This is a genomic window from Kitasatospora sp. NPDC091257 (genome assembly GCF_044757675.1).
GTDB classification, from domain to species: Bacteria; Actinomycetota; Actinomycetes; order Streptomycetales; family Streptomycetaceae; genus Kitasatospora; species Kitasatospora lactacystinica.
In genome coordinates this window covers 1-21303 of record NZ_JBIVVI010000012.1, presented here as the reverse complement: position 1 = coordinate 21303, position 21303 = coordinate 1, and the positions used below count along the sequence as shown (strand labels likewise).

General features: G+C 71.9%; 15 protein-coding genes. 13 read left to right on the top strand and 2 right to left on the bottom strand.

What is annotated here, in order from left to right; all coding sequences use genetic code 11:
• From ACIQOV_RS01240 to ACIQOV_RS01215, 6 genes are all read left to right on the top strand, one after another.
• On the top strand, nt 1-1029 hold a 1029-nt coding region (locus ACIQOV_RS01240), incomplete at its 5' end, for a DUF4190 domain-containing protein (protein ID WP_401043489.1).
• A gap of 190 nt (nt 1030-1219) precedes the next feature.
• The gene (locus ACIQOV_RS01235) at nt 1220-1411 is read left to right on the top strand and encodes an SPOR domain-containing protein (RefSeq protein WP_401043486.1); all 192 of its coding nucleotides are present in this window, start codon (nt 1220-1222) and stop codon (nt 1409-1411) included.
• A gap of 18 nt (nt 1412-1429) precedes the next feature.
• The gene (locus tag ACIQOV_RS01230) at nt 1430-1930 is read left to right on the top strand and encodes an NUDIX domain-containing protein (RefSeq protein ID WP_401043483.1); all 501 of its coding nucleotides are present in this window, start codon (nt 1430-1432) and stop codon (nt 1928-1930) included.
• Between the two features lie 139 nt (nt 1931-2069).
• Complete coding sequence (locus ACIQOV_RS01225) at nt 2070-4841, top strand: SpoIIE family protein phosphatase (protein WP_401043480.1); 2772 nt, start codon at nt 2070-2072, stop codon at nt 4839-4841.
• A 228-nt stretch (nt 4842-5069) separates the two neighbouring features.
• Entirely contained in the window at nt 5070-7670 is a 2601-nt protein-coding gene (locus tag ACIQOV_RS01220; RefSeq protein ID WP_401043477.1) for a SpoIIE family protein phosphatase, read from the top strand.
• A 93-nt stretch (nt 7671-7763) separates the two neighbouring features.
• A complete protein-coding gene (locus tag ACIQOV_RS01215) occupies nt 7764-9605 on the top strand; it encodes an ABC transporter family substrate-binding protein (protein ID WP_401043474.1) in 1842 nt (613 codons plus the stop codon).
• Here the strand turns inward: ACIQOV_RS01215 and ACIQOV_RS01210 are convergent.
• Nucleotides 9602-10012 carry an alpha/beta fold hydrolase gene (locus tag ACIQOV_RS01210; protein ID WP_401043473.1) on the bottom strand — a complete coding sequence of 137 codons (411 nt, stop codon included), beginning with the start codon at nt 10010-10012 and terminating at the stop codon, nt 9602-9604. The two genes, ACIQOV_RS01215 and ACIQOV_RS01210, sit on opposite strands and share 4 nt — an antisense overlap.
• Complete coding sequence (locus tag ACIQOV_RS01205; RefSeq protein WP_401043470.1) at nt 10009-11133, bottom strand: hypothetical protein; 1125 nt, start codon at nt 11131-11133, stop codon at nt 10009-10011. The genes ACIQOV_RS01210 and ACIQOV_RS01205 overlap by 4 nt, the downstream gene beginning before the upstream one ends.
• A gap of 256 nt (nt 11134-11389) precedes the next feature.
• Between ACIQOV_RS01205 and typA the strand changes: the two genes are divergently transcribed.
• From typA to ACIQOV_RS01170, 7 genes are all read left to right on the top strand, one after another.
• Nucleotides 11390-13294: a translational GTPase TypA gene (typA, locus tag ACIQOV_RS01200; RefSeq protein WP_359899557.1), complete on the top strand. Its 1905-nt coding sequence runs from the start codon at nt 11390-11392 to the stop codon at nt 13292-13294.
• A gap of 431 nt (nt 13295-13725) precedes the next feature.
• Complete coding sequence (locus ACIQOV_RS01195; RefSeq protein WP_401043469.1) at nt 13726-15363, top strand: ABC transporter substrate-binding protein; 1638 nt, start codon at nt 13726-13728, stop codon at nt 15361-15363.
• Nucleotides 15364-15503: 140 nt separating this feature from the next.
• Nucleotides 15504-16430, top strand: coding sequence for an ABC transporter permease (locus ACIQOV_RS01190; RefSeq protein WP_380551692.1), 927 nt, complete (start codon nt 15504-15506; stop codon nt 16428-16430).
• Nucleotides 16423-17367 (top strand): ABC transporter permease, encoded by a 945-nt coding sequence (locus ACIQOV_RS01185; protein ID WP_401043467.1) that lies wholly within the window; start codon nt 16423-16425, stop codon nt 17365-17367. The genes ACIQOV_RS01190 and ACIQOV_RS01185 overlap by 8 nt, the downstream gene beginning before the upstream one ends.
• 19 nt (nt 17368-17386) lie before the next feature.
• Nucleotides 17387-18436, top strand: coding sequence for an ABC transporter ATP-binding protein (locus tag ACIQOV_RS01180; protein WP_380551698.1), 1050 nt, complete (start codon nt 17387-17389; stop codon nt 18434-18436).
• Nucleotides 18429-19445 carry an ABC transporter ATP-binding protein gene (locus tag ACIQOV_RS01175; RefSeq protein WP_401043465.1) on the top strand — a complete coding sequence of 339 codons (1017 nt, stop codon included), beginning with the start codon at nt 18429-18431 and terminating at the stop codon, nt 19443-19445. Before ACIQOV_RS01180 ends, ACIQOV_RS01175 begins: the two co-directional genes overlap by 8 nt.
• A gap of 205 nt (nt 19446-19650) precedes the next feature.
• Complete coding sequence (locus tag ACIQOV_RS01170) at nt 19651-21273, top strand: ABC transporter substrate-binding protein (RefSeq protein ID WP_401043462.1); 1623 nt, start codon at nt 19651-19653, stop codon at nt 21271-21273.
• Nucleotides 21274-21303 lie beyond the last annotated feature (30 nt).

Sequence of the window (21303 nt, the reverse complement as noted above, 5' to 3'; positions counted from 1 at the left end):
CCCACCAACGGCTTCGCGGTCGGCTCCCTGGTCACCGGCCTGCTCCTGGTGTCCCCGGTGGCCCTGGTGTTCGGCATCCTCGCGCTGGTGCAGATCAACCGCCGCAAGGAGCGCGGCTCCGGCATGGCGGTGACCGGCCTGGTGCTCGGCACGATCGGCACGGTCCTGCTGGCCCTCGCACTCGGCGCGGCCGACTTCAGCTCGGCGCGGGCCGGCCGCTTCGGCCAGGCCCCGAAGGCGCCGGCCGGCTCGGTGCACTGGTCCGAGCTCAAGGCCGGCGACTGCTACGACTCCCCCCAGGGCGGTTCGACGACGCAGGGGGCCGGCGACGAGACGGTGTACTGGGTGCACCGGGTGGCCTGCACCGAGCCGCACCACGGCGAGGTGGCGGGCACCGCCGAACTCCCGAGCGGCAACGGCCTCTACCCCGGCGAGAGCGCGGCCCGCGAGTCGGCCGGCCGGCTGTGCCGCGCGGTGCTGAACGGCTACGCGCTCGACCAGTGGACCGTCCCGGACGGCATGGACGACGTCTACCTCTACCCGACCGCGAGGAACTGGGCGTCCGGCTCACGGTACGTCACCTGCGCCTACGAGGACCGCGAGGACCGGCACCGGGGAACGGTCCGCACCGACCGGAGCCGCCTGACCGCGCCCCAGCTGGCCTACCTGGAGGCCGCCCGGAGCTTCAACGACGTCTACCTGGACCCGCCGGACGCGGACGTGGCCGAGGCCGAGTCCGACCACCGGGCGTGGGCCCGACGGATGGCCGTGGCCTCGCGGACCCAGGCGGCGGTGCTGGGCGGGCCGTCGGTGCCCTGGCCGGCCGACGTCCGGCCGAAGATCGCCAAGCTGGTCGAGGCCAAGTCGCAGGCGGCCGCCGCCTGGGACGCCGCGGCCTCCGGCAGCGACCTGACGGGCGACCTCCGCCGGGCCAGGGCGACGGAGGCCAGGACGGCGCCGACGATCCTGGACATCCGCCGCGGGCTGGGCCTGTCCACCGGTGAGCAGGCGCCCGACCTGCGGGTCTGAGGCGCCCGCGCCCCTGGTTACCGGCCGTTGACCGGGCCCGTACCTGCCGGTAACCCACCGGCCGTACCGTCGTGGGCGCGTCCCCGGCCCGACCCCCACGCGAGCCGGGGACCGGCCCGCCCCACGCGAGTGGAAACGGGTCCGGCCCGGAGCGGGACGTCCGGCGGGAGACCCCGGGTACCCTCCCGCCATGGGCACCCACCGGGTCATGCGGCAGGACGACAACGGCAACCGCTTCCTGGTCGCCAAGGACCTCGACCGGGCCGAGGCCCGACGGCTGGCCGCCGGGTTCGAGGCCCGCGGCCACAAGCAGATGTACTGGGTCGAGGCGGACGGGGAGGCCCGGCCGGGAGCGGCGGACGGGACGGTCCGCAACGCCTGAACCCGTAGGGTCGGCCCCATGGACGCCACGACGGACACCCCCGAGACCCCCGACCCCCGCGCGACCCCGGCCGCTCCCCGGATCGTGGTCGGCGGCGCGCTGGTCCGCGGCGGCCGGGTGCTCGCCGCCCGGCGCAGCGCGCCCGAGGCGGTGGCCGGCCGGTGGGAGTTCCCCGGCGGGAAGGCCGAGCCCGGGGAGACGGAGGCGCAGGCGCTGGAGCGCGAGCTGCTGGAGGAGCTCGGCGTCCGGGCGCGCGCGCTGACCCGGCTGCCGGGCGCGTGGGCCGTGCGCCCCGGCCTGGAGCTGCGCTTCTGGGCCGCCGAATTGCTGGCGGGCGAGCCGCGCGCGCTGGAGGACCACGACGCGCTGCGCTGGCTGGGCCCGGACGAGCTGGACGCCGTGGACTGGATCGACCACGACCGTGACGTGCTGCCGCACGTCGCCCGGCTGCTCACGGAGGGCGGGACGGCGGGGGCGGGCGGCGTCCCGACCGGGGGCGACGCGTCGTCCGCCGGGTAGGTCAATCGGACAAGACGACCCAGGGGCCGGGATAGCCTGGAGGCTGCTGGGTATGTCACTTTTCGGCACTATTCGTCACCATCGGTGAGCCGTCCCCAGCCGGCGACGCCGATCCCGACCAGAGCCGGAGGCCCCGTCGGTGTCGACTACCGGGAACGGCGCCGGGGGAGAGCGGCGGGCAGGCTCCGCGGGGAGCGCCGCCGCCCGCGCCCGACTGCGCCGCGCCGCCCGTCCGGCCGCTCCCCGGCCGCCGGCCGGCCGTCGCCGCGGCGGCACCGGCGGGGCCCCCGGCGCCGCGGGCCCCGACCAGCCGGCGCCGGCCCCGGCGGCCGGCCCCGGCGCCCGGTCCGATCTGCGCGGCCGTCCCGGCCGGCCGTTCCCCGGCGGGCCCGCCGACGCCCCGGGCGGTCCGGCCGGCACGGGGGGTCCCGGCGGCCCGGGCGCGCCCGCCGAGGGCAGCCTGCTGGACATGCTCAAGGTCGCCATCGCGATCCTGGACACGGCGGGCCGGGTGGTGCTCTGGAGCCCGGCCGCCGAGGAACTGCTCGGCTGGCCGAACGAGCTGCTGGTCGGCCGCCGGATCGACGAGCTGATCCCCGACCGGGAGCAGGTCGCCCGGATCCGGCGCGCGATCCAGGACACCCTGCGGCACGGCCGCTGGGCCGGCCCCGCCGAGCTGCGCGACCGGGACGGCTCCCCGGTCGCCGTGGACGCCCGGATCTCCCTCCTGGTGGACGGCGACGGCACCCCGTTCCTCCAGGTCAACATGGCCGAGGCGGCCGCCGTCCAGGCCGTCGAGCGGGACCTCGCGGTGCGCGACGCGCTGTTCGAGCAGTCCCCGCTGGGCATCGCCATCATGGACACCGACCTGCGCTACACCGCCGTCAACCAGACCCTCGCCGAGATGAACGGCGTCGCCCTGGACGACCACGTCGGCCGCACCACCGGCGAGACCCTGCCGGAGCGGGCCGCCGACGAGATCACCGCCATCCAGCGCCAGGTGCTGGCCACCGGCGAGCCGGTCATCGACGTCACCCTGGCCTCCCCGGTCACCACCCGGGCCGGCTACCGCTCGATCTCCTACAGCCGGATGACCGACCGTTCCGGCCGGGTGCTCGGCATCTCCGGCACCGTGATGGACGTGACCGAGCGCTACCGGGCGGTCGCCAAGGTCGAGCACGCCCGGCGCCGGCTCTCGCTGCTCAACGAGTTCGGCTCCCGGGTCGGCGACCTGCTGGACGCCTCCCGGATCGCCCAGGAGCTGGCCGGCTCGGTCGTCCCCCGGCTGGCCGACCACTCGGCGGTGATCCTGCTCCAGGCCGTCGCGCACGGCGACGACCTGCCCCGGCACGGCCACGACCGGCGCACCTCGCTGCTCCAGCTCGGCACCGCCTCCGTCCAGGACGGCCCCGAGGTGGACGTGATGCTGCGCCGCGGCGCCCGGATCACCTTCGCCGAGGACTCTGTCTGCGGCCGGGTGCTGCGCACCGGCGTGCCCGAGCCGCTGTCCGGCGCCGACCAGCTGGACGAGGTGACCTACCCCGGCGACCCGAAGATGCAGGCCGCCCGGGACCTCGGCGTGCACTCGATGCTGGTCGTGCCGCTGCGCGCCCGGGGCATCGTGATCGGCCTGCTGCTGGTCAGCCGGTCCGGCTACCGCGAGGGCTTCGACCGGGACGACCTGGCCTTCACCGTGGAGCTGGCCGACCGGGCCGGCAGCTCGCTGGACAACGCCCGCCTCTACGCCCGCGAACGCACCGCCGCGCTCACCCTCCAGCGGACCCTGCTCCCGCAGCAGGTCCCGCAGCCCACCGGCGTCGAGGTCGCCTACCGGTACGTGCCCGGCAGCAGCGGCACCGAGGTCGGCGGCGACTGGTTCGACGTCATCCCGCTGCCCGGCGACCGCACCGCGCTGGTGGTCGGCGACGTGATGGGCCACGGCCTGCGGGCCGCCGCCACCATGGGACGGCTGCGCACCGCCGTCCGGGTGCTGGCCGCCCTCGACCTGCCGCCGGACGTCCTGCTGCGGCACGTCCACGAGCTGGCCGACGACCTCGCCCAGGGCCCGGACGAGGCGCTGCTGGCCACCTGCGTCTACGCGGTCTTCGACCCGACGACGGCCCGGCTCACCGTCGCCAAGGCCGGGCACATCCCGCCGGTGCTGGTGGTGCCGGGCGAGGCCGCCCCGGAGCCGACCCGCAACGGCGGCCCGCTGCGCGGCGGCGCCGGCCGCATCCTCGACCTGCCCTCCGGCGCCCCGCTCGGGGTGGGCGGAGTTCCGTTCGAATCGGTCGAACTGAAGATCCCCGAGGGCAGCCTGCTGGCGCTGTGCACCGACGGCCTGGTCGAGTCCCGGGACAAGGACCTGGACGTCGGCCTCGGCCGGCTGATCACGGTGCTCCAGGAGCCGCACGCCTCCATCCAGGCCGCCTGCGAGGCGGTGCTGGACACCATGGAGCAGGGCCGGGAGCCGGACGACGTCGCGCTGCTGCTGGCCCGGCTCGGCCACGGCCAGGCCGGCACCCCGACGGCGGGCTGGACCCTGCCCGCCGAGCCCACCGCCGTCTCCCGGGCACGCCGGCTGGTCCGCGCCACGCTCGCCGAGTGGGGCGTCGAGGAGCTCACCGACATCGCCGAGCTGCTGGTCAGCGAGCTGGTGACGAACGCCGTCCGGTACGCCAGCGCCCCCATCGGGGTGCGGCTGACGCTCGGCGAGACGCTGCTGGTCGAGATCTCCGATCCGCTGCCCGACCCGCCCCAGGAGCGGCACGCCGCCGAGGCCGACGAGGGCGGGCGCGGTCTGGAGCTGGTCCACCGGCTGGCCCTGCACTGGGGCGCCCGGGCCGAGGGGATCGGCAAGGTGGTCTGGTTCGAGCAGGCGCTGCCGGGTAATGAGCCGGACGGATCGTGAGCGGAGCGAACAGCGAGGAGGGGGTGCCGCATATGCCATCGGGCGCTCAGGGGGAGCGCGCGCTCCGGAAGGGGGCGCGGGCGTGGCATTGTGGTTGCGCGGGCGGTAGGACAAAAACCTTCGCCCGATCTGATGTTGTGATGTTGAGGGCGTGTGAACGTACCCCTCGATGATGAATACTCGGTCTTCTCGACATCCGGACGGTCGCGGGTTGGAGGGGTCGGTCCGTTGAACAGCACTCCGGCGCGGAGCGTGTCGCCGAGGAGCAGCGGTCATGCCGCTGTACCCGGGCAGGCCGGCTCCTCGCACCTGCCCGTACCGGACGGCGCGCCCGTCGGCCGCGGCCACCACCCCGTCGCCGAGGACCGGCCCTGGGGCGCGGGCGACCCCGGCTCGATCTACGACTACATCCGGGTCGCCACCTTCGCGATCGGCCCCGACGGGCGGATCAGCCAGTGGAGCGAGCGCGCCGCCGAGTTCTTCGGGGTCCCGGCCGCCGAGGCCGTCGGCGCCGACCCGATCTCCACCTTCGTCCCCCGCGAGCTCTGGCAGCGCGGCCGGGCCCGGCTGGAGCGCACCCTGGCGGGCGAGGAATGGGTCGGCACCACCCCGTACCGGGACGCCGACGGCGGCGAGGGCCTCGCCGAGCTCTACCTGATGCCCGACAGCTCCCTGCCCACGGCGGGCGCCACCTGCCTGGCCGTCGACCTCGGACGGCTGCGCCGGATCGAGACCGACCTGGCCGCCTCCGAGGCCGTCTTCGGGCAGACCCCCACCGGCTTCGTGCTGTTCGACGACCGGCTGCGGCTGCAGCGGGTCAACGACGCCTTCGCCTCCGGCATGGGCCTGGTCCCCACCGACCTGGAGGGCCTCACCCCGCACGACCTCTTCCCGCCGTCCGAGGCCGACCGGCTCTCCGCCGCCCTGCGCAAGGTGCTGGCCACCGGCGAGCCCGTCTTCGACCTGCGCTTCCACGGCGCCGTCCCGACCCGCGAGGGCAACCGGCTCTGGGCCGTCTCGCTGTACCGCCTGAACGGTTCCGCCGGGCAGACCATGGGCGTCGCCGGGCAGGTCTCCGACGTCACCAGCCGGCACGTCGCCGAGCGCGAGGCCGACGGCGTGCGCCGCAACCTGGCCCTGCTCAATGAGGCCAGCGCGCACATCGGCTCCACGCTCGACCTGGAGACCACCGCCAAGGAACTGCTGGACGTCGTCGTCCCGCCGTTCTGCGACCTCGCCACCGTCGACCTCTACACCGCGCTGCTCTCCGGCGAGACCGTGCCCAGCGCCGGCCGGCTCGGCGACACCGTGCTCACCGACGGCAGCGGCGAACTGCGTCGGGTCGCCGTCTCCAGCGTGGTCGGCGGCGCCTCCTCGGTGCTCGGCTCGGTGACCGGCCTGCCGATCGCCGAGGCCGGCGGCACCCTCTGTTACCCCCGCCGCTCCCCGCACGCCCGGGCGCTGCGCACCGGCCGCAGCGTCGTCCCCGAGCCCGGGCGCGACCCGCTGCTGCGCTCCACCCTGATCGTCCCGCTGGTCGCCCGCGACCAGGTGCTCGGCCTCGTCCAGCTCTCCCGGGCGATCGGCAGCGAGCCCTTCGACGCCCGCGACGTCGCGATCGCCGAGGAACTCGTCGCCCGCGCCGCCGTCTGCATCGACAACGCCCGGCTCTACCGGCGCGAGCACGAGCGGGCGCTGATCCTCCAGCGCAGCCTGCTGCCCCCGGGCAACCCGGCCGCCAGCGGCCTGGAGATCGCCTGCCGCTACCTGCCCAGCAACAACAACACCGAGGTCGGCGGCGACTGGTTCGACGTCATCCCGCTGCCCGGCAACCGCACCGCGCTGGTCATCGGCGACGTGATGGGCCGCGGCCTGCGCGCCGCCGTCGCCATGGGCCAACTGCGCACCGCCGTCCGCACCCTGGCCATGCTCGACCTGGAACCGGGCGAGGTGCTCACCGCCCTGGACGAGATCGCCCGCGGCCTCGGCGACGACTCGGTGCCGGTCGGCCCGCCCACCCCGTACGGCCGGCTCACCTCGACCGCCGACGAGGAGGCCCGCGAGGTCTACCTGGCGACCTGCGTCTACGCGGTCTTCGACGCCGTCAGCCGGCGCTGCTGGATCGCCAACGCCGGCCACCTGCCGCCCGTCCTGCTCAGCCCCGGCGAGGGCGCCCGGATGCTCGACGTACCGCCCGGCCTGCCGCTCGGCGTCGGTGGCGAGCCCTTCGAGGAGGTCGCGATCGACCTCCCGGACGGCGCCGTCTTCGGCCTCTACACCGACGGCCTGGTGGAGAGCCGCAAGCACCCGCTGGACGAGGGCCTGCGGGCCTTCCGCTCCGCGCTCTCCCACGAGGGCAAGGGGCTGGAGGACCTCTGCGACCACGTGCTCGGGGAGCTCAACCCGCACCACGGCGAGGACGACATCGCCCTGCTGATGGCCAAGGTGCACGCCTTCCCCGACGACGCCGTCGGCAACTGGTTCCTGCCGCCCGAGCCCACCTCGGTGGCCAAGGCCCGGGAGCTGGCGTGCAGCTGGCTGCTCGCCCGGGGGCTGGACGAGCTGGTCGACACCACCGAGCTGCTGGTCAGCGAGCTGGTCACCAACGCGCTCAAGCACGGGCGGGGCGAGATCCGGTTGCGGCTGCTGCGCGAGCGCAGCCTGGTCTGCGAGGTCTGGGACGACGGCTACGCGCAGCCCCGGCAGCGGCGCGCGCAGGAGACCGACGAGGGCGGGCGCGGCCTGCAACTGGTCAGCCTGCTGGCCGAGCGCTGGGGCAGCCGGCGCACGCCCAAGGGCAAGATCGTCTGGTTCGAGCTGGCCCTCTAGCCGCCCGCAACGGTGGGCCGGACGGGTGCAGTCGCCCGGCGGCCCGCCGTGTCGGCGCGGCCCGGGCGCCCGCGGCGGCGTTCGATAGCCGCCATGCGCGTCCGCCAGCTCACCGCCGCAGCCGCCGCGCTGCTGCTCTCCGCCGCTCTCGGCGGCTGCTCCGACGACCCGGGCCCCCGTGCCCCCGCCCCCGTGCCCGCCCCGGCCGACCCCACCGCCACCACCGGGGACGTCGGGCCCGCCGATCGCACCGCCGTCCAGGACGGCGGCACGCTGCGCTGGGCGGTGGACGGCGTCCCGGCCACGCTGAACGTCTACCAGGGCGCGGCGACCGCCGACTCGGCGCTGCTCGCCCACGCGCTGTACCCCTCGCTGTTCCGGCCCGACGAGCACGGCCGGCTCGTCCCCGACCCCGACTACCTGGCGGGCGTCGACTCCACCCCGCCCGGGGAGCAGCCGCAGGTGGTGACCTACCGGCTCAACCCGAGCGCCGTCTGGAGCGACGGCACCCCGATCTCGGCCGCCGACCTCGACGCCCAGCGGACCGCGCTGTCCGGCCCGGACCCGGCCCGCCGGAGCGGGAAGGCGGCCGGGTACGACGCCATCGACTCGGTCGCCCAGGGCGCCGACCCGCACGAGGTGCGGGTGACCTTCCGGCGGCCGTACGCGGAGTGGCCTGCACTGTTCGGCCCGCTCTACCCGGCCGCCGAGACGGCCGGTCCGGCCGCTGCTCCCCGGACGCCGGCCGACGGCGGCCGGCCGGACGCCGGCCCGTACACCCTCTCCCGGTACGACGCCGAGGGCGGGACGGTCACCGTGGTGCGCAGCCCGCTCTGGTGGGGCGACCCGCCGAAGGCCGACCGGATCGACTTCCTCGCCGTGCGGCCCGAGCAGCGGCTGGACGCGCTGGACCAGGAGCGCCTGGACATCGCCCCGCTCACCGCGGCGGTGGACCGGGCGGCGCCGGCCGCCCCTCCCGAGCCGTCCGCCTCCGCCTCCGCCTCCGCTTCCGCCTCTGCCTCCGCCTCCGCCTCCGCGTCAGCCTCCGCCGCGCCGCCGCCCGCGGCCGCGCCCGAGGCGGCGGCACTGGCGCTGCGGCGGGCCGAATCGCTGCCCGACGTCACCGTCCACCGGGCCGCCGCGGCCTCGCTCACCCAGCTCACCCTCAACGCGGCGCGCGGCCCGCTGACCGACCCGCTGGTGCGCCGCGCCCTCACCCGGGCCGTCGACCGGCGGCGGATCGCCGACGCCGCGCTCACCCCGCTCGGCCTGCCCGCCGCCCCGCTGGGCAGCCACCTGTTCGCGGGCGACCAGCAGGGCTACCGGGACAACAGCGACGCGGCCGGTCCGGCGGACCCGGGCCGGCTGCTGGACGAGGCGGGCTGGATGCGGCCCGCCGGCGGGGGCACCCGGGCCAAGGACGGCAAGCCGCTCGCCCTCTCGCTGCTCGTCCCGGCCGGTTCGGCGACCGCCGAGCGCACCGCCGACGCGCTCATCGCAGGCCTCGGGGAGTCCGGGATCGCGGTGCAGCGGGTGCCCGCGCCCGCCGAGTCCTTCGTCGGGGAGCACCTGGCGGCCGGGGACTACGACCTCGCGCTCCTCTCCTGGCCGGCCGGCCCCAGCCCGGCGGTCGAACAGCGTTCCGTCTACGCCAAGCCCCGGCCGGACCTGGACGGCGTGCCCGAGCCGGGCGGCAACTTCGGCCGCAGCGGTACCGAGGAGATCGACCGGCTGTTCGACCGGGCGGCCGCCGAACCGGACCCGGAGGCCCGGCTGGGCCTGCTCCAGGAGGCGGACGTACGGATCTGGCAGCTCGGCCACTCGGTCCCGCTCTACCAGCGGCCGGAGCTGGTCGGGGTCCGGACCGGGGTGGCCGGCGCGGGCGCGTACGGCTACGGGTGGCCGCGCTTCCAGGACGTGGGCCTGCTCCGCTAGAGCTCCCGGGCGAAGCGGCGCACGGCGTCAGTTACGGCCTCCGGAGCGTCGAGGTTCGCGAGGTGCCGGGCCCGGGGAACCAGCTGGACCCGGGCCCGCCCGCGCGGGTGGGCGGCGGCGAGGGCCCGCTCGCCGGAGCGGAAGGCGGGGTCCTTCTCCCCGTTCAGGATCAGCACCGGCGCCTCGATCCGGCGCAGGGCACCCGGCTCGAAGCGGCCCAGCTCCTCGACGCCCGCCGCGACCGCCGCGCAGGCGGCCGTCGGGCTCCACGGCTCGCCGCGCCTGGCCCCGTGCCCCGGCAGGTCGACGGCCACCACCGGGAACTCCTCCCGCAGCGCGGACAGCTGGGGGCTCCACTGCCCGGCACTGAACCGGGTGCCGCGCGCCAGGACGATCGGGACACTCACCGGGCCGCCTCGACCGGCTCCAGCATGCGTCCGACCTCGGCGATCCGGGCCAGTCCGGGGCACTCCCGGCGGGCCCGGGCGAGCGCCTCGCGGGCCTCCTCCGGACGCCCGTCGGCGATGAGGGCTGCGGCGAGGGAGCAGCAGGCCAGGGACCGGTGGAAGCGGGAGCCGACCGCGTTCGACAGACGGCGGGCCGCTCGGACGGCGGCCCGCGGATCGTTCTGGAACCGGGCGAGCTCGGCCGCCGGGAGGAAGTCGCGGGCGAGCGTCCGGTCGTGGACGCCCAGTCGGACGAGATACGGCTCCAGCAGTGCTCCGGCCCGCGCGGGGGATTGATCCCCGGCGTCGGCGCGGCCGACGAGGGCCATGGCGGCGATGAAGGCCACACTCGAGTCGGCGGGCGTGTGGCCCCGCTCGAAGGCCTCGTCGGTGAGCCGCTCGGCCTCCTCGTAGCGGCCCTCGGCCAGCGCGATCCCGGCAGCGGTGAGGACCATGGGTGTGCCCTTGCCCAGCTCGCGGCGCGCCTCGGAGATCCGGCCCCGGACCAGGAACCGCTCGGCCTCGACGGCGCTCGGCGACTCGGCGTCGACCGTCACGGAGCCCGGCCGGAAGGGCATGACGAACACGGCCCAGAGGGAGTTGACCGGGCTCGTCGCGGTGGTCACCGCGGTCATGGCGAGGGAGAACAGCAGCCCGAGGCCGATGCCCCGGGGCAGTTCCGTGGCGGAGGCCGCCAGCCAGGCTCCGAGCCCCGCGTGGACTCCGAACCGTGCGACCGAGGCGAGCCACAGCCGCAGCCGGGGCGCGCGGACCGGCAGCAGGCCCCAGGGGAACAGGAATCCGCTCGTCGGCCGCAGCCCCAGTTCGACGGGCACCCCGGCGACCGAGCCGCTCCACAGGGCCCGGCCCCTGCCGTACGAGGCGCAGTACAGCCGCCCGCCGCAGAGCCGGTGGGTGAGCAGGAACCAGAGGTCGGACAGCGGCTCCTGGCCCACCAGGAAGCCGATCGCGCAGCCGAGAGCGGTTGGGCCCGGCAGGCCGTGGAGGATCGCCAGGTACAGGAGCACGGCGCCGACGGCGCGGAACAGCCAGGGCAGCGAGGCCCGGAGGTGTTGGATCACGGACGGAAGAGTGTCGGAGGCGGGCCGCGGGGTGAAGGGCATGTGACCCACCTGTGATCTTGATCCCGTGCGACCTGCCCGTTTCTGCTCACCTGGGCGCTTCCCCGTACGATAGGAGGAAGCCGAGGCATGTCGATATGCCCGGCGGGTGGACCGGTAGTAGCAGGCGGAACGGGTGGCGGCGACCGAAGAGGTCGCAAGTGCGCGTCTCGCGGCCGGGCGCCGTAACCCACGATTCCGGGAGAATCCGCTAGGCATGCCCACGCGCAACGACATCCGTAACGTCGCCATCGTCGCCCACGTCGACCACGGCAAGACCACGCTGGTCGACGCCATGCTCAAGCAGGCCGGCGCCTTCGCCGCCCACCAGCACCTCGATGACCGGATGATGGACTCCAACGACCTGGAGCGCGAGAAGGGCATCACCATTCTCGCGAAGAACACCGCGGTCAAGTACCACCCCAAGGATGGTGGCGCGCCGATCACCATCAACATCATCGACACCCCGGGCCACGCCGACTTCGGTGGCGAGGTCGAGCGCGGTCTGTCGATGGTGGACGCGGTCGTCCTGCTGGTCGACGCCTCCGAAGGCCCGCTGCCGCAGACCCGCTTCGTGCTCCGCAAGGCGCTCACGGCCCGCCTGCCCGTCATCCTCTGCATCAACAAGACCGACCGTCCGGACTCCCGGATCGACGAGGTCATCAACGAGACCTACGACCTCTTCCTGGACCTGGACGCGGACGAGGACCAGATCGAGTTCCCGATCGTCTACGCCTGCGCCCGTGACGGTGTCGCCTCGCTGACCAAGCCGGAGAACGGCACCGTCCCGGCCGACAGCACCAGCCTGGAGCCGTTCTTCTCCACCCTGCTGGAGCACGTCCCGGCCCCCAGCTACGACGAGGCCGCGCCGCTCCAGGCCCACGTCACCAACCTGGACGCCGACAACTTCCTCGGCCGCATCGCGCTGCTCCGCGTCGAGCAGGGCGAGCTGCGCAAGGGCCAGACCGTGGCCTGGATCAAGCGTGACGGCTCGATCCAGAACGTCCGCATCTCCGAGCTGCTGATGACCGAGGCGCTCACCCGCAAGCCCGCCGAGGTGGCGGGCCCCGGTGACATCTGCGCCGTCGCCGGCATCGGCGAGATCATGATCGGCGAGACCCTGGCCGACCCGGAGAACCCGATCGCGCTGCCGCTGATCACGGTGGACGAGCCGGCCATCTCGATGACCATCGGCACCAACACCTCCCCGCTGGTCGGCCGTGGTGGCAGCGGCAAGGGCGCGGACGCCAAGGCCGCCGGCAAGGTGGACCGCAAGGTCACCGCCCGCCAGGTGAAGGACCGCCTGGACCGCGAGCTGATCGGTAACGTCTCGCTGCGCGTCCTGGACACCGAGCGTCCGGACGCCTGGGAGGTGCAGGGCCGCGGTGAGCTGGCGCTGGCCATCCTGATCGAGACCATGCGTCGCGAGGGCTTCGAGCTGACCGTCGGCAAGCCGCAGGTGGTCACCAAGGAGGTCAACGGCAAGACCCACGAGCCGGTCGAGCGCCTCACGGTGGACGTGCCCGAGGAGCACATGGGCGCGGTCACGCAGCTCATGGGCATCCGCAAGGGCCGGATGGACAACATGTCCAACCACGGTTCGGGCTGGGTCCGGATGGAGTTCGTCGTGCCGTCCCGCGGCCTGATCGGCTTCCGCACCGAGTTCCTCACCAACACCCGCGGCACCGGCATCGCCCACTCGATCCACGAGGGTCACGAGCCGTGGTTCGGCAACCTGACCACCCGCAACAACGGCTCGCTGGTCGCCGACCGGGCCGGCGTGGTCACCGCCTTCGCGATGACCAACCTGCAGGAGCGCGGCGTGCTCTTCTGCGAGCCGGGCACCGAGGTGTACGAGGGCATGATCGTCGGTGAGAACTCGCGTGCCGACGACATGGACGTGAACATCACCAAGGAGAAGAAGCTCACCAACATGCGGTCGGCGAACGCCGATGTGGCCGAGTCGATCGTCCCGCCGCGCAAGCTCTCGCTGGAGCAGTCGCTGGAGTTCTGCCGCGAGGACGAGTGCATCGAGGTGACCCCGGAGACGGTTCGCATCCGTAAGGTCGTCCTTGACCAGAAGGACCGCGGACGCACTGCCTCGCGCGCCAAGAAGGCGTGATCCGGACGCACTGAACGGCCATTGGCCGGAATGATTCGCCCCCCTTTCCCATGGAGAGGGGGGCGAACTTTTTCAACTACTCCAAGTTGTCGGGGCCGCTATTCACGGAATAGCGCTCATCACAGCCGAGTGTCCGCTGAGCGGACGTGACAGTTCGTCATCCGTGACGACTGTCCGTTTGGTGCCTGTCTGGCTATGTCTCAAATGTCCGGTTTTCGAAACTTACCGACTGTTCATGTGACCTAATTGAGATCGTCACTGGTCACTTTCGTGTCCGTGCGTGACGGATAGTGGGTGCAGTCAGGCTCGGGTCAAGGGTGAACGCGCAGGGGTGCGCGCCGAAACCACGAGCGCGGACGGCACAGCGGGCCCGGTGATCACCGTTCCGCAGTGCCCTCCTCGTTGCAACGTCGAATTCAGGAGGCACACCGATGCGCGGTGCGAGCCAGGCCAAGTGGGTTGTCGCAGCTGTTGCTGTCGCCCTCGCTGCGACTGCGTGCAGCAGCAGCGACTCCTCCGGGGGTAGCTCCGACAGCGCTGCGGTCGACCCCGGGGCCAGCTTCAGCTACCAGAGCGCGGAGCCGCAGCGCCCGCTCCAGCCGGCGAACGCCATGGAGAACCAGGGCGGCCGTATCGTCAAGCAGCTCTTCAAGGGCCTCGTCGACTACGACCCCGCGACCGGTGCCCTGCGCAACCAGGTGGCCGACAAGATCGAGACCACCGACGCCAAGAACTACACCGTCACGCTGAAGTCCGGCTGGACCTTCCACGACGGCACCCCGGTCACCGCCAAGTCCTTCGTCGGCTCCTGGAACTGGTCGGCCAACCCGAAGAACAACCAGATCAACTCGGACTGGTTCTCGGACATCGTCGGCTACGACGCCGTGCACCCGGAGAAGGGTGACCCGACCGCCACCGAGATGTCCGGCCTGAAGGTCGTCGACGACACCCACTTCACGATCGAACTGACCAGCCCGGTCTCGTACTTCACGTACAAGCTCGGCTACTCGGCCTTCTTCCCGCTGCCCGAGGGCTTCTTCGCCGACCCGGCCGGCTACGGCCAGAAGCCGGTCGGCAACGGCCCCTACAAGTTCGTCTCGTGGGAGCACAACAAGGCCATCACGCTGGCCGCGTACGACAAGTACACGGGCATCGACAAGCCGAAGAACGGCGGTGTCGTCTTCCGCAACTACACCGCCGGTGAGGCCGCGTACAAGGACCTGATGTCCGACACGCTGGACGTGCTGGACCAGGTCGACCCGACCGACCTGCCGAAGTACAAGGACGACCTGGGCAAGCGCGCGGTCGACCAGCCGCAGGGCGCCATCCAGAACATCGGCTTCGCGCTGTACCAGGGCGGCTGGAGCGAGCAGGGCAAGGAGAAGGTCCGTCAGGGCCTCTCGATGGCGATCGACCGCGAGACCATCACCAAGACCGTGCTGAACGGCAACCGCCTGCCCGCCGACTCGTTCGTGGCGCCCGGCGTCATGGGCTACAAGGCCGGCACCTGCGGCGACGCCTGCAAGTACAACCCGGAGAAGGCCAAGCAGCTGATCACCGAGGGTGGCGGCGTCCCCGGTGGCAAGGTCCTCATCCAGTACAACTCCGACGGTGGCCACAAGGAGTGGGTGGACGCGGTCTGCAACTCCATCCGCCAGGCGACCGGCGTCGAGTGCCTCGGTGACCCGAAGCCGGACTTCAAGACCTCGCGCGACATCATCACCAACAAGCAGGTCCAGAGCATGATGCGGACCGGCTGGGTGCAGGACTACCCGCTGAACGCCAACTTCCTGCGTGACGTCTACGGCACCGGTGCCGCGGCCAACGACGGTGGCTACTCGAGCCCCGAGTTCGACAAGCTGTCGAAGGAGGCGGACGCCGCCACCACGGTCGAGAAGACCGCCGAGCTCTACCAGCAGGCCGAGGCCGTTCTGGCCAAGGACATGCCGGCCATCCCGCTCTGGTACTACAAGACCAGCTCCGGCTACTCCAAGAACGTCCAGAACGTGAAGTTCAACTCCTTCGGCGACCCGGTCTACACCGACGTCGAGGTCAAGAAGAAGAAGTAATCGGTCGGCACCGCCTGACCCGGTGACAACGGCCGGTGCCCGTCCATCCCCACGAGGGCGAGGACTGGCACCGGCCGTTGGCACGCCGACTTTTCTCTTGCCGAGTTGACGGGCTCGGCAGGGCCATACATGGAGGCACGATGGGGCGCTTTGTCGCAAGGCGACTGCTCCAGATGATCCCGGTGTTCCTCGGAACGACCGCACTCATCTTTTTCATGGTGCACTTGCTGCCTGGTGACCCGGTGGCAGCACTGTGGGGCGACAAGGCACCGGACCCGGTGCAGCTCGCCGCTCTCAAGCACCAGCAGGGCTTCGACAAGCCGCTGATCCAGCAGTACTTCGACTACATGGGCAAGCTGCTCACCGGTGACTTCGGCACCGGTCTGGACCAGCGCCCGGTCATCGACAAGATCACCGAGGCGCTGCCGGTCACGACCCGGCTGGCGCTGTTCGCGTTCGCCATCGAGATCGTGCTCGGCATCGGCATCGGCCTGTACGCCGGTCTGCGCCGCGGCAAGATGTTCGACAAGGGCGCCCTGGTCCTCACCCTGCTGCTGATCTCGATCCCGGTCCCGGTGCTGGGCTTCATCTTCCAGACGGTCTTCGGGCAGAACCTGAAGTGGGTCACCCCGACCGTCCAGGACAGCAACGACATCACCCAGCTGGTGCTGCCGGCCGTGGTGCTCGGCTCGCTCTCGCTGGCCTACGTCGCGCGCCTCACCCGTACTTCCATAGCCGAGAACATCAAGGCCGACTACGTGCGCACCGCGGTGGCCAAGGGCCTGCCGCGCCGCAAGGTGATCGGCACCCACCTGCTCCGCAACTCGATGATCCCGGTGGTCACCTTCCTCGGCACCGACCTCGGCGCCCTGATGGGCGGCGCGATCGTGACCGAGGGCATCTTCAACGTCCAGGGCGTGGGTCACGCGCTCTACCAAGCGATCAACATGAAGGAGGGCGCGACCGTCTCCGGCTTCGTGGCCTTCCTCGTGATCGTCTACCTGGCCGCCGGCCTGATCGTCGACCTGCTTTACGCGGTCCTGGACCCGAGGATCCGTTATGCCTGACCTGACCGAGAAGAAGACCGCCGGGGACATCCCGGCCCAGCGCGCGGCGGACGCCCCGGCGCCGAAGCAGGAGAAAGCCCGCAGCCTCGGCTCGGACGCCTGGCACGACCTGCGTCGCAAGCCGATCTTCGTGATCTCCGGGCTGCTGATCCTGCTGCTGATCGTCATCGCCATCGCCCCCGGGCTGTTCACCTCGGTGGACCCGCGGGCCGGCGACCTGCGCAACCACTACCTGTCGAAGCCGAACTACAGCCACTTCTTCCAGGCGGACTGGTTCGGCTACGACCTCCAGGGCCGCAGCATCTACGCCCGCGTCGTCTACGGCGCCCGCGCCTCGGTCGTGGTCGGCATCTGCGTCACCCTGGGCGTGACCATCCTCGGCGGCCTCGCCGGCATGGTGGCCGGCTACTTCGGCGGCTGGGTCGACACGATCATCTCCCGCATCACCGACATCTTCTTCGGCATCCCGCTGCTGCTCGGCTCGCTGGTGGTCCTGAACGCCTTCACCGACCGCACCGTCTGGAGCGTGGTGTTCGCGCTGGTCGCCCTGGGCTGGACCCAGATGACCCGTGTCATGCGCGGCTCGGTGATCACGGTCAAGCAGGCCGACTTCGTGACGGCGGCCAAGGCGCTCGGCGCCGGCACCGGCCGGATCATGTTCAAGCACATCCTGCCGAACGCGATCGCCCCGGTGATCGTCGTCGCCACCATCGCGCTCGGCGGCTACATCGCCACCGAGGCGACGCTGAGCTTCCTCGGCATCGGTCTTCAGGACCCGACCATCTCCTGGGGTATCGACATCAACTCGGCCCAGAAGGTGATCCGCACGGCACCGTTCGCCCTGTTCTTCCCCGCCGGAATGCTGAGCCTTACCGTGCTGGCGTTCATCATGCTCGGCGACGCGGTGCGCGACGCCCTCGACCCGAAGCTCCGCTGAGAGAAGAGGTGACGACCCGATGACCACCGTGATCGAGAACAACCAGAAGAATGACCGGCTCGAAGTCGGCACTCCTCTCCTGGAGGTGAAGGACCTCCACGTGGAGTTCCACACCCGGGACGGCGTGGCCAAGGCAGTGAACGGCGTCAACTACTCCGTCGCGGCCGGCGAGACCCTCGCCGTGCTCGGCGAGTCCGGCTCCGGCAAGTCCGTGACGGCGCAGACCATCATGGGCATCCTGGACATGCCCCCGGGCAAGGTGACCCAGGGCCAGATCCTGTACCGCGGCCAGGACATGCTCACGATGAGCGGCGAGGAGCGGCGCCGGATCCGCGGCCGGAAGATCGCGATGATCTTCCAGGACGCGCTCTCCGCGCTGAACCCGGTGCTCAGCGTCGGCTACCAGCTCGGCGAGATGTTCCGCGTGCACCAGGGGGCCTCCAGGAAGGAGGCCAAGGAGAAGGCCATCGAGCTGATGGAGCGGGTGCGCATCCCGGCCGCCCGCCAGCGGGTGAACGACTACCCGCACCAGTTCTCCGGCGGCATGCGCCAGCGCATCATGATCGCGATGGCGCTCTCCCTGGAGCCGGACCTGATCATCGCGGACGAGCCCACCACCGCCCTGGACGTCACCGTCCAGGCCCAGGTGATGGACCTGCTGGCCGAGCTCCAGGCCGAGTACAACATGGGCCTGATCCTGATCACCCACGACCTCGGCGTGGTCGCCGACGTCGCGGACAAGATCGCCGTGATGTACGCGGGCCGGATCGTGGAAACCGCCCCGGTGCACGACCTGTACGCGAACCCCGCGCACCCGTACACCAAGGGCCTGCTCCGCTCCATCCCGCGCCTGGACCAGAAGGGCCAGGAGCTGTACGCGATCAAGGGCCTGCCCCCGAACCTGCTCAAGGTTCCGGCCGGCTGCGCGTTCAACCCCCGCTGCGACGTCGCCACCGACCTGTGCCGCACCGAGACCCCGGCGCTGCACCACGTGACGGACAAGGACGGCAAGGAGCTCACCGGCCGCCGCAGCGCGTGCCACCTCTGGAAGGAGACCCTCCATGGCTGAGAACATCCTGGAGGTCAAGGACCTGGTCAAGCACTACCCGCTGACCCAGGGCATCCTCTTGAAGAAGCAGGTCGGCGCGGTCAAGGCGGTCGACGGCATCTCCTTCGAGCTGAAGAAGGGCGAGACGCTCGGGATCGTCGGCGAGTCCGGCTGTGGCAAGTCCACGCTGGCCAAGGTGCTGATGAACCTGGAGCGGCCCACCTCCGGCCAGGTGCTCTTCAAGGGCGAGGACATCTCCACGCTCCAGGGGGCGGCCCTCAAGGCCGTCCGCCGGAACATCCAGATGGTGTTCCAGGACCCGTACACCTCGCTCAACCCGCGCATGACGGTCGGCGACATCATCGGCGAGCCGTTCGAGATCCACCCCGAGGTGGCGCCCAAGGGCGACCGCCGCAAGGCCGTCCAGGACCTGCTGGACGTCGTGGGTCTGAACCCGGAGTACATCAACCGGTACCCGCACCAGTTCTCCGGCGGCCAGCGCCAGCGCATCGGCATCGCCCGCGGTCTCGCGCTCAAGCCCGAGATCATCATCTGCGACGAGCCGGTCTCCGCGCTGGACGTGTCCGTCCAGGCGCAGGTGATCAACCTGCTGGAGCAGCTGCAGGGCGAGTTCGGCCTCTCCTACATGTTCATCGCGCACGACCTCTCCATCGTCCGGCACATCTCCGACCGCGTCGGCGTGATGTACCTGGGCAAGATGGTCGAGATCGGCTCGGACGAGGAGATCTACGAGAACGCCACCCACCCGTACACCCAGGCGCTGCTCTCCGCGGTGCCGGTGCCGGACCCGGCGGCGCGCGAGACCCGCGACCGGATCGTGCTCAGCGGGGACATCCCCTCGCCGGCCAACCCGCCGTCCGGCTGCCGCTTCCGCACCCGCTGCTGGAAGGCGGAGGAGCGGTGCTCCGAGGAGGTCCCGCTGCTCGCGGTCCCCTCGCTGCTGAAGGGCCCGGCCGCGCACGAGTCGGCCTGCCACTTCCCCGAGGTCCGGGAGCAGGCCGCGGCCTGATTCCCCCGCTGGTCCCAGGAAGGGCCCGTGGCGTTCGCGCCACGGGCCCTTCCGGCATTCTGTTGATCCGGCGCCGCGTCGATCCGGCGCCGCGTCAACTCGGCAGGGGGTCACGGCACCCGTGCGGGTGCACCTGACTCGCGCCGTCGCCGGGGCGCGCTTCTCATGGGGTGTGATGCGACACACACCTTGAGGAGGGACCTCCATGCCCGAAGCCGCCCGTGCTCGATGGGTCCTCGCCGTTGCGACGTCCGTGGTCCTGGTGGCCACCGGGTGCAGCAGCAACGGCGGAGGAGGCAGCGGCTCGTCGGACGCCAGCAAGACCTTCAGCTACCAGAGCAACGAGCCGCAGAACCCGTTGCAGCCCGCCAACGCGAACGAGGTCGGCGGTGGTCGCATCATCCAGAACCTCTTCAAGGGGCTGGTCGACTACGACCCCACCAATGCCAAGATCCGGATGCAGGTCGCCGACGCGATCGACACCAGTGACTCGCTGACCTTCACCGTCACCCTGAAGGACGGCTGGAAGTTCCACGACGGCACCCCGGTGCACGCCCAGAACTTCGTCGACGCCTGGAACTGGGGCGCCAACCCCGCCAACAACCAGATCAACAGCTCCTGGTTCTCCGACATCGAGGGCTACCAGGACGTCCACCCGGCCTCCGGCCAGCCCACCTCGGACAAGATGTCCGGACTGACCGTCACCGACGACCTGCACTTCACCGTCAAGCTGAACCACAAGGTCTCGTACTTCGAGTACAAGCTCGGCTACATCGCCTTCTCGCCGCTGCCCGAGGGCTTCTTCAAGGACCCGGCCGGGTACGGGCAGAAGCCGGTGGGCAACGGCCCGTACCAGTTCGTCAGCTGGGCGCACAACAGCCAGGTGGTCACCAAGAGCTTCCCGGACTACCAGGGCGTGGACAAGCCGAAGAACGGCGGCGTCGTCTTCAAGATGTACACCACGTCCGAGGCCGCCTACGCCGACCTCCAGTCCAACAACCTGGACGTGATGGACCAGGTGCCGCCGTCCGCGCTGGCCACGTACAAGAGCGACCTCGGCGACCGCGCGGTGGACGCGCCGCAGGGCGCCATCCAGAACATCGGCTTCACCCTCTACCAGGCCGACTGGGCCGCCCCGGAGAAGGCCCAGGTGCGCCAGGGCCTGTCGATGGCGATCGACCGCGCGACCATCACCAAGACGGTGCTGCAGGGTTCCCGCGCGCCGGCCAGCGCCTGGGTGGCGGAGGGCGTCGAGGGCTACAAGGCCGGCACCTGCGGGGACTTCTGCAACTTCGACCCCGCCAAGGCCAAGCAGCTGATCCAGCAGGGCGGCGGCGTCCCCGGCAACAAGGTGCTGATCACCTACAACGCGGACGGCGGCCACAAGGAGTGGGTCGACGCGGTCTGCAACTCGATCCGGCAGAACACCGGCGTCGACTGCCTCGGCGACCCGAAGCCCGACTTCAAGACCGCCCGCCAGGCCATCACCGCGCACCAGCTCAACGGCGCCTTCCGCACCGGCTGGGTGCAGGACTACCCGCTGAACGCCAACTTCCTGGCCGACGTGTACCGCACCGGTGCCGCGTCCAACGACACCGGGTACAGCAGCCCGCAGTTCGACCAGGCGGCGACCCAGGCCGACGAGGCCGCCAGCGTCGCCGACACGGTGACCGGCTACCAGCAGGCCGAGGCGGTGCTGCAGAGCGGCATGCCGGCCGTCCCGCTCTGGTACTACCGCACCAACTCGGGCTACTCGACCAACGTGCAGAACGTGAGTTTCGACTCCTTCGGCAACCCGGCCTGGACGCAGGTCGAGGTCAAGGGCTGATCCCCGGGCCCTGATCCCCGGACCCTGATC

Excerpts from the sequence above, each read along its gene's own strand:
- ACIQOV_RS01180 (WP_380551698.1), top strand. The coding sequence starts at position 17,387 with ATGACCACCGTGATCGAGAACAACCAGAAGAATGACCGGCTCGAAGTC.
- ACIQOV_RS01185 (WP_401043467.1), top strand. The coding sequence starts at position 16,423 with ATGCCTGACCTGACCGAGAAGAAGACCGCCGGGGACATCCCGGCCCAG.
- ACIQOV_RS01215 (WP_401043474.1), top strand. The coding sequence starts at position 7,764 with ATGCGCGTCCGCCAGCTCACCGCCGCAGCCGCCGCGCTGCTGCTCTCC.
- ACIQOV_RS01230 (WP_401043483.1), top strand. The coding sequence starts at position 1,430 with ATGGACGCCACGACGGACACCCCCGAGACCCCCGACCCCCGCGCGACC.
- ACIQOV_RS01170 (WP_401043462.1), top strand. The coding sequence starts at position 19,651 with ATGCCCGAAGCCGCCCGTGCTCGATGGGTCCTCGCCGTTGCGACGTCC.
- ACIQOV_RS01175 (WP_401043465.1), top strand. The coding sequence starts at position 18,429 with ATGGCTGAGAACATCCTGGAGGTCAAGGACCTGGTCAAGCACTACCCG.
- typA (WP_359899557.1), top strand. The coding sequence starts at position 11,390 with ATGCCCACGCGCAACGACATCCGTAACGTCGCCATCGTCGCCCACGTC.
- ACIQOV_RS01190 (WP_380551692.1), top strand. The coding sequence starts at position 15,504 with ATGGGGCGCTTTGTCGCAAGGCGACTGCTCCAGATGATCCCGGTGTTC.
- ACIQOV_RS01195 (WP_401043469.1), top strand. The coding sequence starts at position 13,726 with ATGCGCGGTGCGAGCCAGGCCAAGTGGGTTGTCGCAGCTGTTGCTGTC.
- ACIQOV_RS01235 (WP_401043486.1), top strand. The coding sequence starts at position 1,220 with ATGGGCACCCACCGGGTCATGCGGCAGGACGACAACGGCAACCGCTTC.